At 72.8% G+C, this 13924-nt stretch carries 10 protein-coding genes; 2 read left to right on the plus strand and 8 right to left on the minus strand.

The features are described from left to right. Nucleotides 1-84 precede the first annotated feature (84 nt). Both DVR05_RS17590 and DVR05_RS17595 read left to right on the plus strand, forming a co-directional pair. The gene (locus DVR05_RS17590; protein ID WP_232832194.1) at nt 85-639 is read left to right on the plus strand and encodes a DinB family protein; all 555 of its coding nucleotides are present in this window, start codon (nt 85-87) and stop codon (nt 637-639) included. 242 nt (nt 640-881) lie between these two features. Then, a complete protein-coding gene (locus DVR05_RS17595; protein WP_116246967.1) occupies nt 882-1109 on the plus strand; it encodes a hypothetical protein in 228 nt (75 codons plus the stop codon). A 48-nt stretch (nt 1110-1157) separates the two neighbouring features. On the opposite strand, the gene DVR05_RS17600 is transcribed toward DVR05_RS17595, so the two are convergent. The 8 genes from DVR05_RS17600 to pabB all read right to left on the minus strand — a co-directional run bounded on the left by DVR05_RS17600 (nt 1158) and on the right by pabB (nt 13886). Next, nucleotides 1158-2615, minus strand: coding sequence for an FAD-dependent oxidoreductase (locus DVR05_RS17600; RefSeq protein WP_116246968.1), 1458 nt, complete (start codon nt 2613-2615; stop codon nt 1158-1160). A gap of 65 nt (nt 2616-2680) precedes the next feature. Next, nucleotides 2681-4774, minus strand: coding sequence for a molybdopterin oxidoreductase family protein (locus DVR05_RS17605; protein WP_116246969.1), 2094 nt, complete (start codon nt 4772-4774; stop codon nt 2681-2683). Then, nucleotides 4771-6168 (minus strand): MFS transporter, encoded by a 1398-nt coding sequence (locus DVR05_RS17610; RefSeq protein WP_116246970.1) that lies wholly within the window; start codon nt 6166-6168, stop codon nt 4771-4773. The genes DVR05_RS17605 and DVR05_RS17610 overlap by 4 nt, the downstream gene beginning before the upstream one ends. A gap of 341 nt (nt 6169-6509) precedes the next feature. Continuing rightward, nucleotides 6510-7313, minus strand: coding sequence for an aminotransferase class IV (locus DVR05_RS17615; RefSeq protein WP_116246971.1), 804 nt, complete (start codon nt 7311-7313; stop codon nt 6510-6512). Between the two features lie 2 nt (nt 7314-7315). After that, the gene (locus tag DVR05_RS17620; protein ID WP_116246972.1) at nt 7316-8545 is read right to left on the minus strand and encodes an NAD(P)/FAD-dependent oxidoreductase; all 1230 of its coding nucleotides are present in this window, start codon (nt 8543-8545) and stop codon (nt 7316-7318) included. 75 nt (nt 8546-8620) lie between these two features. Further along, nucleotides 8621-10219: a class I adenylate-forming enzyme family protein gene (locus tag DVR05_RS17625; RefSeq protein ID WP_116246973.1), complete on the minus strand. Its 1599-nt coding sequence runs from the start codon at nt 10217-10219 to the stop codon at nt 8621-8623. A gap of 54 nt (nt 10220-10273) precedes the next feature. After that, nucleotides 10274-11743, minus strand: coding sequence for an AMP-binding protein (locus DVR05_RS17630; RefSeq protein ID WP_116246974.1), 1470 nt, complete (start codon nt 11741-11743; stop codon nt 10274-10276). Between the two features lie 40 nt (nt 11744-11783). Beyond that, complete coding sequence (gene pabB / locus DVR05_RS17635) at nt 11784-13886, minus strand: aminodeoxychorismate synthase component I (protein ID WP_116246975.1); 2103 nt, start codon at nt 13884-13886, stop codon at nt 11784-11786. Between the last annotated feature and the right edge of the window lie 38 nt (nt 13887-13924).

The following is a 13924-nucleotide window of genomic DNA, read 5'->3' on the forward strand; positions in this document are numbered from 1 at the left end:
ACCCGAGGGCGCGCGGAGGCGGACGCCGCCCCGGGCGGGTGGGGGGCTGTCCGCGGCGGGGGCGGATGGGCGAGAATCGCGGTCATGGGCAGACTGAGCAAACGCGCGGACATGTTCCTGGACCCCCGAAACGATCCGCGGATGGACGGGCCGCGGCTGGGCGACGAGCGCACCACCCTGATGCGGTTCCTTCGGGACCAACGGCTGACGCTGCAGATCAAGTGCGAGGGGCTGGACGCCGAGCAGTTGGCGTGCCGGGCGGTGGAGCCCTCCACCATGTCGCTGCTGGGACTGGTGCGTCACATGGCCGAGGTGGAGCGGGCCTGGTTCCGGCTCCGGTTGTCGGGATCGGACCTGCCGCGGCTGTTCTGCACGCCCGAGGAGCCCGACGCCGAGTTCGACGGGGCGGTCGCCGACCCGGCGGTGGTGGAGGAGGCCTGGCGGCTCTGGCGTGAGGAGGTCGCCTTCACCGACGACTTCGTGGCCCGCACGGCGTCGCTGGGCGAGACGTTCGAGATCGACCGGCACGGGCCCATGTCGCTGCGTGAGGTGCTGATGCACATGGTGGAGGAGTACGCGCGCCACAACGGGCACGCCGACCTGCTGCGTGAGCGCATCGACGGCCGGGTCGGCGAGTAGGGGTGTCCGGCTGTGGGCGGGTGCGGTGCGCCCGGCGCTTGGTTGGGGTGCACGACCATGACCTCTGCCTCCCAACACTCCCCCGCGCCCTCGGCGTCCCCTCCCCCTCACCCCGGCCCGGGTGGAGGGCGCGCCGGACGGATCGTCAGGCGGGTTCTTCTGGGTCTGTTGAGCTTTCCCGTCGTGCCCGCCGCCCTGCTCGCGGGCCTGATGCTCGTCGTGGACGCCAGCGAACCGGAGGTGTGCGGGGGTACGTCCCGGGTCCGGGCGGGTGGGCGACCGGGGCGTGTGAGGAGCAGCGGGAGACCTTCGTCGCTCCGGTCCCGGTGCGGCAGATGTTCGGTCTCGCGCTGGCGCCGCTGCCCGCCCTCGTGGCGGGGTGGATCTGGCGGGACCGCTGGTGGGTGGTGGCGCTGGCGGCCGTCGTCGTGCTGGGGGCGGTTCCGCTGTTGGTGTGGTGGGTGGAATGAGCCGCTCCGCTCGCCGCCATGGCCTCGCGGCGAGCGGAGCGGCCCCGGTCAGCCGACGCCCGCGGTGTCGGTGTCGGCGAGCCCGGACAGCAGGGCGTTGACGTCGCGTACGCAACCGCCGCATCCGGTGGTGGCGCGGGTGGTGTCGGCGATGGCCTCGCGGGTGCGGGCCCCGTCCAGCCAGGCCTGTTCGATGGTCTCGCGGGTGACGGCGTTGCACCGGCACACCAGGGCCCGCTGGCCGTTCTCGGAGCCGGTCTCGGGGGCGGCCGTGGGCAGGCCCTGGACCAGGGCGAGTCGGTCTGCGGGTACGGGGGCGCCGGTGTCGAAGAGTTGGGACACGGTGGCGGCGGCCTCGGGGAAGCCCAGCAGGACGGCGCCGACCACGCGTTCGTCGCTGACCACGAGTTTGGCGTAGCGTCCGCCGTGCGGGTCGCTGACGGTCACCGTCTCCAGTCCCTCGGCGTCCTCGTCGTCGTGGACGCGGCCGAAGGCGGTCAGTTCGATGCCGTCGGCCTTCAGGCGGGTCAGCGGGCTGGAGCCGGTGTAGGTGGCCTGGGGCGCGGTCCCGGTGAGCCGCTGGGCGAGCACGGACGCCTGTTCCCATCCGGGTTGGACCAGCCCGGCTCCGCCGCCGGGGTGCTGGGCGCAGTCGCCGATGGCGTGTACGCGCGCCTCGGAGGTGGTCAGGGTGTCGTCGACCAGGATGCCGTGTTCGACCTCGATTCCCGCGTCCTTGGCCAGTTCGATGTTGCCTCGCACCCCGGCGGTGACCACCAGGGCGTCGCCGGACAGGACGCGTCCGTCGTCCAGTTCCAGGCCGGTGCCGGGCACCCAGCGGGAGGCGACCCGCCAGGAGTGTACGGTGACGCCGAGGGCGGCGTACTGGGCGGCCAGGATGCGGGCGGCGGGTTGGTCGATCTGGCGGCGCATGATCCAGGGCGAGGACTCCACGACCGACACGCGCATGCCGCGGCCGACCAGCCCGCGGGCGGCCTCCAGGCCCAGCACGCCGCCGCCCAGGACGACCACGGGAGCTCCGGGGCGGGCCAGGGACAGCAGGCGTTGGCAGTCGGCCAGGTCGCGCAGGGCGGTGACGCCCTCGCCGGGGCGGCCGTCGGGGGCGGCCACCCCGGTGATGGGGGGGAAGGCGGCGCGGGCGCCGGTGGCCAGGACGAGTTCGTCATAGGGCAGGTGGGTGCCGTCGGCCAGGGTCAGGCGGCGCCGTTCGGTGTCCAGGGCGGTGGCGGCCACGCCGGTGCGCACGGTGACGCCCGGGGTGTCGGGGACGGGCAGGCGGATCTGGTCGGTGGTGTAGGAGCCCGCGACCACGCCGGAGAGCAGGACGCGGTTATAGGCGGCCTCGTCCTCGGCGCCGACCACGGTGACGTGGACGCGTTCGCCGGCCGGGTCCAGGCGGGCGACCTCCTCGGCGAAGCGGGCGCCGACCATCCCGTTGCCGACGACCACGATCTGACGCGGGGGCGGTCCCTGCGTGGTGCTCATCTGCGGCCTCCTGGTGGTGGTGTGGGTTCCCGGGCGGCGTGGGCCGGGGTGTGCGGGTGGGGTGGTCACGGGGTGGGTTCGGGGTCCAGGCGCACGGCGCTGACCTTGAACTCGGGCATGCGGCTGGTGGGGTCCAGCGCGGGGTTGGTGATGTTGTTGGCGGCCTGGTCGGCGGCGAAGTGGAAGGGCACGAACACGGTGTCCAGGCGTGCGGTGGGGGTGAGGCGCACGCGGGCGCGGGTGTGGCCGCGGCGGGAGGTCAGGCGGGCCCAGTCGCCGTGGGCGAGGCCGACGCGGGCGGCGGTGTCGGGGTGGACCTCGACGTAGGCCTCGGGTTCGGCGTCGGTGAGTTCGGGGACGCGGCGGGTCTGGGCGCCGGACTGGTAGTGGCCCATGAGCCGTCCGGTGGTGGCGATGAGCGGGTAGTCGGCGTCGGTGGTCTCCGCGGGCGGGCGGTGGGCGACGGGGATCAGGCGGGCGCGGCCGTCGGGGTGGGCGAAGGAGTCCAGGAACAGGCGGGGGGTGGGCGCGCTGTCGGGGCGCACGGGCCAGTGGAGGGCCTCGCCGGCGGCCAGGCGGTCGGGGGTGGCGCCGGAGTAGTCGGCCGCTCCCCCGGCGGAGGCGCGGCCGAGTTCGGCCAGGACGGTGTCGGGGTCGGTGGGGAAGCGTTCGGCGGGCTGGCCCAGGCGGGTGGCCAGGTCGGCCAGGACCTGCAGGTCGGTGCGTACGCCCTGGGGGGGTTCGGTGGCCTTGGCGCGGCGCAGGATACGGCCTTCGAGGTTGGTCATGGTGCCCGACTCCTCGGCCCACTGGGCGACGGGCAGGACGACGTCGGCCATGGCGGCGGTCTCGGACAGGACGAAGTCGGCGGCCACGAGCAGGTCGAGGGAGGCCAGGCGGTCGCGGACGCGGTCGGCGTCGGGGGCGGAGACGACGGGGTTGGAGCCGAACAGGAGCATGGCGCGCGGTCCGCTGTCGGTGCCCAGGGCGTCGAGGAGTTCGAAGGCGCTGCGGCCGGGGCCGGGCAGGGTGGCGGGGTCCACGCCCCACACGGAGGCGACGTGGTCGCGGGCGGCGGGGTCGTCGATTCTGCGGTAGCCGGGGAGTTGGTCGGCCTTTTGGCCGTGTTCGCGGCCGCCCTGGCCGTTGCCCTGGCCGGTGATGCATCCGTATCCGGAGCCGCGGCGGCCGGGCAGGCCCAGGGCGAGGGAGAGGTTGATCCAGGCCGAGACGGTGTCGGTGCCCTTGGCGTGTTGTTCGGTGCCGCGGCCGGTCAGGACGTAGGCGGACCGGTTGCGGGCGGCCCGGCCGAGCAGGTCGGCGGCCCGGCGCAGTTGGGTGGCCGACACGCCGGTGACCTGTTCGGTGCGTTCGGGCCACCAGGCGGCGGCGTGCCGCCAGGCGTCGTCGAAGCCGTGGGTGCGGGCGTGGAGGTAGTCGGTGTCGGTCCAGCCCTGGACGTGGACGGCGTGCAGCAGTCCCAGGGCCAGGGCCAGGTCGGTGCCGGGTCGGGGGGCCAGGTGCATGCCCCCGTTGTCGAGGGCGGCCTGGGCGGTGCCCGACTGGCGTGGGTCGATCACGATGAGCGTGGGCGCGGACAGGTGCCCCATCATCGGTGGCATGGTCTCGGCGGGGTTGGCGCCCGCCAGGAGGACGACCTCGGCCTCGGCCACGTCGGTGAGGGGGAAGGGCATGCCCCGGTCCAGGCCGAAGGCCCTGTTGCCCGCGGCCGCGGCCGCGGACATGCAGAACCGGCCGTTGTAGTCGATCTGTGAGGTGCCCAGCGCCAGTCGGGCGAACTTGCCCAGGGTGTAGGACTTCTCGTTGGTCAGGCCACCGCTGCCGAACACCGCGACCGCGTCGGGGCCGGACTCGGCGCGCAGCGCGTTCAGGCGTGCGGCGACGTGGTCCAGCGCCGTGTCCCAGTCCACCTCGGTGAGTGGGGCGTCCCGGTCCTTGCGCATCAGGGGCCGGGTGAGGCGGTCGGGGACGGTGAGGACCTCGGTGGAGGTCCAGCCCTTGCGGCACAGCCCGCCCCGGTTGGTGGGGAAGGGCGCCGGGCGGGCGGTCAGGTGTCCGTCCGGTCCGGTGTCCAGGTGCATGGCGCACTGGAGCGCGCAGTAGGGGCAGTGGGTCGTGGTGCTCTGGCCTGGGGTCATCGTGCGATGGTCTCCGTGGTGCCGGTGGCCTGGGTCGGGGCGGGGGTCGCGGTGGTGGGTGTGCGCATGTAGACGGTGTAGGTGACCACGGCGCACACGGCGTAGAAGACCAGGAAGGCGACGAGGCCGGGGGCCGCCGACTCGGTGGCGCGGAAGGACTCGCGGAAGACGAGGTTGATGGCGACGCCGCCGAAGGCGCCCATGGCGCCGATGAGGCCGAGCATCGAGCTGGCGATGCGCTTGTTGTAGGAGTGGGCCTCCTCGGCCGGGGTGCCCGCGGAGATGGCGCTTTGGGCCTTGGCCGCGTAGATGGAGGGGATCATCTTGTACACCGAGCCGTTGCCGATGCCGGTCAGGACGAACACGACCGCGAAGACGCCGATGAACAGGATCAGGTTGTCGGTCTGGATGGAGGCGACGGCCAGGCCGGTGGTGATCACCATCGCGATGAAGTTCCACAGGGTGACGCGGGCGCCGCCGAGGCGGTCGGCCATCTTTCCGCCGACGGGGCGGATGAGGGAGCCGATGGCCGGGCCGAGGAAGGTGACCGAGGCCGCCTGGAGGGGGGACAGCCCGAACTGGTTCTGCAGCAGCAGGCCGAAGGCGAACCCGAAGCCGATGAAGGAGCCGAACGTGCCGATGTAGAGGAAGGACATGATCCAGAAGTGCCGGTCGCGGGTGGCGGCGATCTGGGCGGACACGTCGGTGCGGGCGCTGGTGAGGTTGTTCATGCTCCGGATGGCGACCCAGATGGCCAGCAGGATGAACGGGGCGTAGAACAGCGGGATCAGGTGTCCGGAGGTGGCGGTGAACAGGGCGATGACGGCCAGGCCGACGAGTTGGACGGTGGCCACGCCGATGTTGCCGCCGCCCGCGTTCAGGCCGAGCGCCCAGCCCTTCTCCTTCTCGGGGAAGTAGAAGTTGATGTTGGCCATGGAGGAGGAGAAGTTTCCGCCGCCGACGCCCGCGGTGGCGCCCAGGACCAGGAACAGCCAGTAGGGGGTGTCGGGGTTCTGGATGAGGTAGAAGGCCAACGCGGTGGGGATGAGCAGCAGGGACGCGGAGATGATCGTCCAGTTGCGTCCGCCGAAGATCGGCACGGCCAGGGTGTAGGGCACACGCAGGATCGCGCCGACCAGGGCGACGAGCGAGACGAGCAGGAACTTCTGTTCGGGTGCCCAGTCGAAGCCGGCGGCGGGGGTCATGAACAGGGCGAGCACGGACCAGATGCTCCAGATGGAGAATCCGATGTGCTCGGACAGGATCGACGCCCACAGGTTGCGCTTGGCGATGGGTCGGCCGGTCTCCTGCCAGAAGGTGGGGTCCTCGGGTTCCCAGTGGGTGATCCAGGACCGTCCGGTGCGCTGGCTTGGTGAGCTGGTCTCGGGGGCCACGACCAGGCCTTCCTACTCGACGGGTACTGACGAAACCGAAGGTAGGAAGCGCGCGTTGCCTGGAGGTGTCGCGTCGTAACACGCGGGAAACAGTCGGCTCACCCGAGGGGTCTGACCTCGGTGAGAAGCGCGTTCTCCCAGGTGGTTCTGGGTGTGTGTCGCGCTTGTGTGGTGTCGGACACTTTTCGTGGTGGGGGTGGTCCCCGGCCCCTGGCGGGCCGACCGGTCGCGTGGACCGGCACCCGTGATCGCGACGGCGGGGCGTGCGCTGATCATCGCGTCCGTCTGGTTCACCGTGGACCTCCAAATCGATGTGTGCGTGGCGAACGTGCGCGAAGGTGTCACCGGGGGGTGTGGGGATCAGGCCGGCCGGTCAGGGGGAGCCGGAGGGATTCGAGGTGGGCGCGCCAGGCCGGGGCGCGTTCGGCGGCGCCGGGCCGGACGCGGGAGCCGGTCCACTCCGTGACGGCGCGGATGCCGTGCAGGGCGTTGACCAGCCAGGTTTCGCGCCCGTCGAGGGCCTGGAGGCGGGCGTGCCGCTGGCGGACCCGGATGCCCAGTTCGCGTGCCCGTTCCACCAGGAGCGCGGCGGTGACGCTGGGCAGGACCCGCAGCCGTTGGGAGGGCAGGCACAGGGTGTCGCCCTCCCACCACAGCAGGGCGCTGGTGGTCGACTCCATGAGCAGGTCGGAGTCGGTGCACAGCAGGGCCTCGTCGGCTCCGGCGCGCACCGCCCGCTGTCGGACGCCGGCCAGCCGCTCCAGGTCCGGTCCCTTGACCCGGGGCCGGGTTCGCGGGTCGGGTCCGGACCAGACCAGGACGCGCAGGCTGGTGCCGCGTGGCGGGGCGGCCCGCAGCAGGAAGGCGAGCCGCCCGTCGGTGTGCAGTTCGGCGCGGGGGAACCAGTCGCCGTGTGGGGGGATCGCGGCCAGGGCGTCCTGCCAGAAGCACTCGGTGGTCAGCCGGGACACGCCCGCGGCGGCGCAGGCGCGCGCGAAGCGGTCCCGGTGGCGTTCCACGGCCCGGGCCGTTCCGTCGGTCACCAGCCAGGAGTCGGCGGCCAGGAGCCCGGTCCGGGGGGTGTCCCCCGGACGCAGCCCGACGTCGGGGTCCCAGTACAGGCGGGTGGAGGTGGCCTGTGCCATGGTCAGTACCGCCCGCTGGTGTTGGTGAGCGCGCCGGTGCGGGGCCCGTAGGGGGAGTTCTCCAGCCAGGCCCCGCATGCCGGGACGAAGGGGGACAGCCGTGCGGCGGCCGCCTGCCGCAGTCGGACGATCGGGCTGCTCGGACGCAGGTGCGCCAGGGCGGTTCCGGCTGCCCGGCTGTTGAACAGCGCCGCCTCGCGGCGCAGCCGGGCGAAGCGGTCCACGGCCCGTTCGTGGGCGGCCGGGTCGTCCAGCGCGTGGGCGATGGCCGAGGCCGCCTCGACCGCGTCGGCGATCCCGCTGTTGAGGCCGCGTGCCCCGAACGGCGGGAACAGGTGGCAGGACTCGCCGACCAGGAGTACTCGGCGCCGCGGGTCGGTGAAGGTCTCGGCGACCACCTGGAGGAACCGGTAGCGCGAGACCCACAGCAACCGGTCGGCGTAGCGTTCGGGGACGACCCGCGCCGTCCAGCGGCGGGCGGCCTCCTCGGTGGCGTAGTCGTCGGGGTCGTCGCCGTCCTTGCACTGCAGGTCCAGCTGGAATCCTCCGGCGAAGGGGACCCGCATCAGGCTGCGCCCGCCCAGGGCGGGGTGTTCGTAGTGGAAGACCCGTTCCAGGGGGAGGGCGTCGTCCCCGTCGTCGCGGACGTCCACCACCACGTGGAAGGCCTCGGAGCGCTCCCCCTCCAGGCGGATGCCCAGGGCCTTGCGCACCCCCGACCGGGCCCCGTCGGCGGCGATCACGTACCGCGCGGTCCACTCGTGCCCGGAGGTGGTGCGCAGCCGCACCCGCTCGCCGGTGACGTCGACCTCGCTGACCTCGGACTCCCAGGCGAAGTCGACCCCCGCCCGGACGCACTCGCGCATCAGGTGTCGTTCCGTCTCCACCTGCCGGAGGCTGGTGAAGGGGTGCGCTCCTCGCCCGGTGGTCGGCGGGTAGGAGCGGCGGAAGACCTCGCGCCCCCGGTACAGGGTGCGTTTGGTGGTCCAGACGATTCCGTGGCTGGTGAGGGTGTCCCGCAGCCCCGGGCGGATGTTCTCCAACAGCTCCAGGGACTCCCGGTGCAGGAACAACGCCCTGCTTCCGGGGCGCACCCGGTCGGCGGCCTGGGCCTCCAACACGGTGACCGGCAGTCCGGCGCCGCGCAGGGCCAGGGCCGCCGTCAGGCCGACGGGACCGGCTCCGACGACCAGGACCGGGCGGTGGTCGTCCCTGTCTGGCCTACTACTCATCTGTGCCCTTCCTCAGCAACTGGTCGCGGCGGACGAAAGGGACCGCGAGCGGGTTCCGCTCCGGCCCGGGGCGGGTCATCGGGCGGCGGTCCGGGAGTCCACGGTGCGCAGCGAGCCCTCCTCGAGCATGCGGGTGAGCTGGACGCGCTGGACCTTCCACGTCGAGGTGCGGGGCAGGTCGGTGAAGGGGACGTGCAGCGGGTCGGCCATGGGCGGCATGTCCTGGACCGCCTTCCGCCAGCGGTCCTGGTCCAGGGGTGCGTCCTTGCGGGTGCAGACGATGGGGACGGGGGTGTTGTCGGGGCCCTTGACGATCACCACCTCCAGGAGTTCGTCGAGGCTCGACATCAGCACGTCCTCCAGTTCGAGGTTGCTGTCGATGCTGTCGATCTGGTCGATGTCGCGGTCGATGAGGAAGAGCATCCCCCACCGGTTGAGGTAGCCCATGTCCCCCAGGCGCCACCACGATCCGTTCAGTTGGGAGCGGTAGCGTCCGTCCTCGCCCAGGTAGGTCAGGACCCGGCCGCGGCTGCGCACCTCCAGGTGCCCGGCCTCGCCCCGGCGTACCGGTTTGCCGTCCTCGCCCACGGCCCTGACCTTGATGAAGCCCGGCAGGGGGAAGCCCACGCACCGTCCGTCGGTCTCCTGCGCGCTGCGCGGCGTGTACCACCAGCCCGAGATCGGTCCGGTCTCGCTCTGCCCGTACAGCTGCACCATCAGCGGGTTGCGGCGTCGGGAGGCTCCCAGCAGCCGCTGGATGGTCCGCGGGTGGATGGCGTCGAAGGTCGTGCTGTAGTAGCGGACGCTGGCCAGCGGGGCGCCCGGGGCGTCGACCAGGTCCTCCCACTGGATGAAGTTGTTGGGGTGGGTCTCCACCAGCCCGGGGCGGGTGCGGGTGAAGATGGGGCCGATGACGTCGGGGTCGGGGTCGACCAGGATGTCCAGCGGGTTGCCGTAGTTGAGGAACACCCCCAGGGAGTGGAAGAAGCGCGAGTGCACGAAGGACATGCACAGCGCGACCCGTTCGCGCCGCCGGACGGGCCAGGCGATGATCTGCTGGGGCAGCAGGCGGTGGAAGATGGTCTGCGCGGTGTGGACCATCAGCTTGGACACGCCCGTGGTGCCGGAGGTGTGGGTGATCAGCGCGGGCTGGCTCGGGTGCATGCGCACCGGGTCCCGGCGGGGAGCGTCGTCCAGGCCCGCCAGCAGCAGACCGGTGGGGTGCTCGCGGGTCCCGGCCACCAGGACCCGGCGGGTCAGCTTCTCCAGGTTCAGGTCGGCCAGGTCTCCGTCGATCTTGTCGGCGTCGGTGACCAGCCAGGGCTGGTCCAGCCGCCGCAGGAGTTCGTCGATGATCTGGCCGCTGAGCGCGGGTGAGAGGGTGACGGGCACGGCGCCGATCCTGGCGGCGGCGCAGGCGATCAGCGCGATGTCGAAGTTCGCGCTCTTGTGGACGGCGATCCGCTCGGCCGGGCGCACCCCGGCCTCCCACAGTCGGGCGGCGAGGTCGTCGACGACGTCGGCCAGGGCCGCGTAGGTCAGGTCGCGTCCGCGCTCGGGGAAGGTGGCCAGCGGCTGGTCGAGGGTGACCGGGGTGGAGCCGAACTTGGCCGCGGCGTTCTCGAACAGCTGGCCGAGGTAGAAGGCGCGTTCGGGCAGGAGTCGGTTGAGCATGTCCGTCCTTGTGGGGTGTTGGGGGTGGATGGGGGCGTCACCGTCGGGGGCGGGTCACCAGGTGCCCTGGCGGACCCGGAAGCGCTGGATCTTTCCGGTGGCGGTGCGTGGGAGCACGTCGACCAGTTCGACGGTGCGCGGCACCTTGAAGGGGGCCAGGCGGGAGCCGGCCAGGGAGAGCAGCTCGGTGGTGAGGGTCTGGGGTTCGGGCGCGGTGGGGGAGGCGACGACGAAGGCGCGCAGTCGGCTGGCGCCGCGCTCGTCGGGGATGGAGGCGACCGCCACGTCGCGCACGCCGGGGTGTTCGCCCAGGACCTGCTCGACCTCCAGCGGGGACATGGTGATCCCGCCGACCATCTCCAGGTCGTCGGTGCGCCCCAGGTGCGTGTAGGTGCCGTCCGGGTTGCGCACGGCCCGGTCGCGGGTGGCCAGCCAGCCCTCGACCAGGGTTCGTCCGGTCTCCTCGGGCAGGCCGAGGTACCCGGGCATCACGCTGGGTCCGCGGGCCCACAGCTCGCCCTCCTCGCCGACGGCGACCTCGGCGCCGTGCTTGTCGCGCACCTGCAGGGTGAACCCCGGCACCGGGGTGCCGATGGTGCCCGCGACGTTGTCGTCGACGCCGTTGGCGCACATGGCGTGTCCGGCCTCGGTGGAGCCGAGCTGGTCCAGGACGGGGACGCCGAGGAAGTCGGTGAAGCGTTCCCCGAAGGCGGGGGACAGCTTCTCCCCCGCCGAGACGGCCACCCGCAGGCTGGCGAAGTCGGCCGGGTCGGTGTCGCCGACCAGTCGGGCGTAGGAGGAGGGGACGCCGTAGAGGGCGGTGACGCCGTGGCGGCGCACCAGCTCGGCCACCCGGCCGGGGCTGGGGCGCTCGGGGGTGAGCACCGCCGATCCGCCGGAGAACAGGGGGAAGGCCAGCGCGTTGCCGAACCCGTAGGCGAAGAAGAGCTTGGACACCGACAGGGTCACGTCCTGGGGTCCCAGACGCAGCCGGGCGCGCCCGAACGCGGCGTGGTAGAAGGACGGGTCGGTGTGGCGGTGCACCACACCCTTGGGCCGTCCGGTGGTGCCGGAGGTGTACTGGATGTACAGCGGGGTGTCGGCGCCCACCGGGTGGGCCCACCCGGCCGGGGCGCGCCGGGCCGCCGCGACCAGTTCGACGTCGCGCAGGGTCTCCAGGCCCGCGAACCGGTCGGCGGTCTCCTCCCCCGCCACGACGTGGGAGACGCCGGCGTCGGCGACGATGAAGTCGTGGTCGGCGACGGGCAGCGCGGGGTTGGTCAGCACCGCGGTGGCGCCCAGCCGGGCGGTGGCCAGGAACGCCGTCACCCAGGCGATCCCGTCCGGGACCGCGACCAGGACCCGGGCGCCGGGGCGCACACCCCGGTCGGCCAGGACGGTGGCGGCGCGGGCCGCCAGGTCGTGCACCTGGGCGTGGGTCCAGGTCTGGTCCCCCTCGTGGAAGGCCGGGCGGTGCGGCCAGCGCGCCTGGGCGAGTTCCTGCAGTTCGGTGGCGATGTTCACCGGTCCCCTCCCTTCGGGGCGGTGGAGTGGGGTCCGCGCATCACCGCACCACCTCGACGGCCCGGTAGGCGCGCAGCGGAGCGGACGCCTTGAGCAGCATCTCGTCGTACTCGTCGGCGGGGTCGGAGTCCAGGACGATGGCCCCGCCCGCGCCGACCCGCCACCGGTCGCCGATCCGCACGGCGGTGCGGATGACGATGTTGAGGTCGGCGGCTCCGTTGCAGGAGAGGAACCCCACCGAGCCCGAGTAGACGCCGCGGGCCTCGGTCTCCAGTTCGTCGATGATCTCCATGGTCCGCAGCTTGGGTGCGCCGGTCATCGACCCGCCGGGGAAGCAGGCGCGGACGCAGTCGATGGCGTCGGCGCCCGGGCGCAGCCGTCCGCGGATGGTGGACACCAGCTGGTGGACCGTGGCGTAGGACTCGGTGGCCATGAGCCGTGGAACGTGGACGCTGCCCACCTCGCACACCCGGCCCAGGTCGTTGCGGAGCAGGTCGACGATCATGAGGTTCTCGGCGCGGGTCTTGGCGCTGGCGGCCAGTGAGTCGCGCAGTCGCGCGTCCTCTGCGGGGGTGGCGCCGCGGGGGACGGTGCCCTTGATCGGTTTGCTCTCCACCTCGCCGTCGCGGGAGACGGTCAAGAAGCGCTCCGGTGAGGAGCCCGCCATCTCCATGTCCTGGCCCATGCGCAGGTAGGCGCCGTAGGGGGCCGGGTTGGCCGCGCGCAGCCGGGTGTAGAACCGGTAGCCGTCCTCGACCGCGGGCAGCCAGGCCGAGGTGGTCAGGCAGATCTCGTAGCTCTCGCCCTCGTGGAGTTTGCGCTGGCAGGCCGCGACGGCGGCCTCGTAGTCGGCTCGGCCGACGGTCAGGTGGGACTCGATCTCCGCCGGGGACGGGGCGGCCGCGTGGTCGGTGTCGGTGTCGGCGGGTTCGGGTGCGGCGCCGACCAGTGTCTGGATCTCGGCCGCGGTGGCGTCCAGCCACGCCGTGGCCTGGCCGATGAGCTCGGCGGAGCCGTCGCTCATCGCCACCAGGTAGGTCGCGTCCCGCAGGTGGTCGACCGCCACGAAACGGTCGGCGAAGACCCACCAGGAGTCCGGGGTGGGCGCCCGGTGCCGGTTGACCGCCCCGCAGTCGGCCTTGAGTTCGTAGCCGAAGTAGCCGACGTAGCCGCAGGTGAAGTCGAAGGGCAGGTCGTGGCTGTCGACGCGGCGTCGGGCCAGTTCGTTCTTGAGGTAGTCGAAGACGCTGCCGGGCACGCGTCGGGCGGGGGCGCCGGGGCGCTCGACCTCGACCGCCTGCTCCTCGACCCGGTACCGCACCGTCTCCGAGAGCGGTCCGCTGGCGTCCCCGAGGAAGGAGAAGCGCGACAGTCCCGGTTCCACGTGCGCGCTGTCGAGCCAGAAGGCGGGCACGTCGGAGTCGGCGAAGAGGCGGGAGAAGACGGCCTGGGTGTCCACCGCCGACTCGACCACCCGCAGGTGCAGGAGGTGGCGTCGGCTCTCCCTCCGCGCGGTGGCGTCCTCGGCGGGGGCGGGGCGGCGGCCGTGGCGCCGGCCCTCGTGGTGGGTGGCCGTCAGGTCGCGGAAGTTCCTCAGCAGCAGGTGTCCGTGGCTGGTCTCGATCGACTCGGGGTGGAACTGGACACCCCACAGCGGGCGCTGCCGGTGGCGCAGCGCCATCAGCGTGCCGTCCTCGGCCCAGGCGATCGGTTCGAGGGTCGGCGGCAGCGGTTCGGGTACGGCCAGCGAGTGGTAGCGGACCGCCGTGAAGCCCTGGGGGATTCCCGCGAACAGGTCGTCGCCGGTGTGGGTGACCGCGGTCAGGAAGCCGTGGCGGGGCTGTGGGGCGGGTGCCACCTGGGCGCCCTCGCCGACGGCGATGCCCTGGTGGCCCAGGCAGACGCCGAGCACGGGCACGGACGCGTTGGCCAGGATCCGCGCCGAGGCGCCGAAGTCCCGGGGGCGGCCGGGGTGTCCCGGTCCGGGGGAGATGACGATGTTGTCGAAGTCGTCGGTGTCCAGGCGGTCGGCCTCGGGTGAGTCGTTGGTGACGACGACCGGTTCCTCGCCGTTGACCTCGGCGATGAGCTGGAAGAGGTTGTAGGTGTAGGAGTCGTGGTTGTCGATCAGGAGGGTTCGCATCCCAAGCTCTCTAGTCCTGGGCCGCGCGCCGCTCGCGG

The sequence above is a fragment of the Nocardiopsis sp. FIRDI 009 genome, assembly GCF_003386285.1.
Classification (GTDB): Bacteria; Actinomycetota; Actinomycetes; order Streptosporangiales; family Streptosporangiaceae; genus Nocardiopsis.